Origin of the sequence: Neisseria gonorrhoeae (genome assembly GCF_003315235.1) — a bacterium.
Classification (GTDB): domain Bacteria; phylum Pseudomonadota; class Gammaproteobacteria; order Burkholderiales; family Neisseriaceae; genus Neisseria; species Neisseria gonorrhoeae.
Map to the genome: position 1 here is coordinate 1 of NZ_QNRU01000069.1, position 1,423 is coordinate 1,423.

3 pseudogenes are annotated in these 1,423 nt (G+C 53.1%); all 3 read right to left on the bottom strand.

The features are described 5' to 3' along the window. Positions 1 to 349: 349 nt before the first annotated feature. A pseudogene (locus DFR77_RS14330) lies at positions 350 to 692 on the bottom strand (pilin); the annotation flags it as partial. Positions 693 to 710: 18 nt separating this feature from the next. Continuing rightward, a pseudogene (locus DFR77_RS13565) lies at positions 711 to 1,028 on the bottom strand (pilin); the annotation flags it as partial. Continuing rightward, a pseudogene (locus DFR77_RS12665) lies at positions 1,028 to 1,423 on the bottom strand (pilin); the annotation flags it as partial. The pseudogenes DFR77_RS13565 and DFR77_RS12665, both read right to left, overlap by 1 nt.

Here is a 1,423-nt window from a genome sequence, read left to right on the forward strand (position 1 = left end):
TTCTGTCCTTGTGGGAATCTTGTGGGAATGATGAAATTTTGAGTTTTAGGAATTTATCGGGAGCAACAGAAACCGCTCCGCCGTCATTCCCGCGCGGGCGGGAATCCGGACCGCTTGTTCGGCAAATGAGGGGGCGGATTGCGCGCCTGTCAGATAAAAACCGTGTTTAAACGGGTGGCAATGAGGTACATGCAGGGCCTTGAAGCGCAATCGATATATTATTTCCACCGGAACGGACGACCCCGCCCGCCTTGCAAACCCTTAAAAGACAAGCCGCCCGGGTTGATCCGGGCGGCCGTGGAAAATCACTTACCGCTTGATTTATTTGAAATTTAAGGCCTAATTTGCCTCATTTGGCATCAGATGACGTATCGCGGCAGGTTGACGGCAGGTGCTTGGTGTCGATTTCTTTGCCGTCTTTGGCGTCGGCAACGGTGTCGTCGTTGTCGCCGGTGCGCGTAACCGGCTGTCCGCAGAACCATTTTACCGAACCGTCTTGACGCCTGGCCCACAGGGAGAGTCTTTTGCCTTGGATTTCTTTGTTTACGCCGCTTGAAAGCATTTTGGCGGTAACGACGCCTTTTGCGACCGTAACGCTTTTAACATATTTGCCTTTGATGTCGGTGGGGGGGGAATGCCACGCCGGCAGAAGTGTTGTTTTCGGGCCATTCGCCGTGATTCAGGTAATATTCGGGTGTTTTTGTGCAACCGGCAGATGATTCATCGCGGCAGGTTGACGGCAGGTGCTTGGTGTCGATTTCTTTGTCTTTGCCGGCGGCGTTGGCGGTGCGCTTAACCGGCTGTCCGCAGAACCATTTTACCGAACCGTTTTCACGCTTGGCCCACAGGGATAGTTTTTTGTTTTTGATTTCATTGTTTACGCCGCTTGGTTTCATTTGGGCGGTAACGACGCCGTTTGCGACCGTAACGCTTTGAACATATTTGCCTTTGATTTCGCCGGCGGATGCCACGCCGGCATCACCGTTGTTTTCCGGCCATGTGCCGTGATTCGGGCAATACCCGGCAACGATGATTCATCGCGGCAGGTTGACGGCAGGTGCTTGGTTTCGATTTTTTTGGTGTCGTCGGCTTTGACGTCGTCGTTGGCGGCGTTGTCGTCGCGCGTAACCGGCTGTCCGCAGAACCATTTTACCGAACCGTTTTCACGCCTGGCCCACAGGGAGAGTTTTTTGCCTTTGATTTCATTGTTTACGCCGTCTGATTTCATTTGGGCGGTAACGACGCCTTTTGTGACCGTAACGCTTTGAACATATTTGCCTTTGATGTCGGTGGCGGAGGATGCCACGCCGGCAGAAGTGTTGTTTGCGGGCCATTTGCCGTGATTCGGGCAATACCCGGCAACGGCTGATTTTTTGGAAGTGTTTGAAATCGGCGCGTGGTGTTTCGTGCAAACGGCAGATGA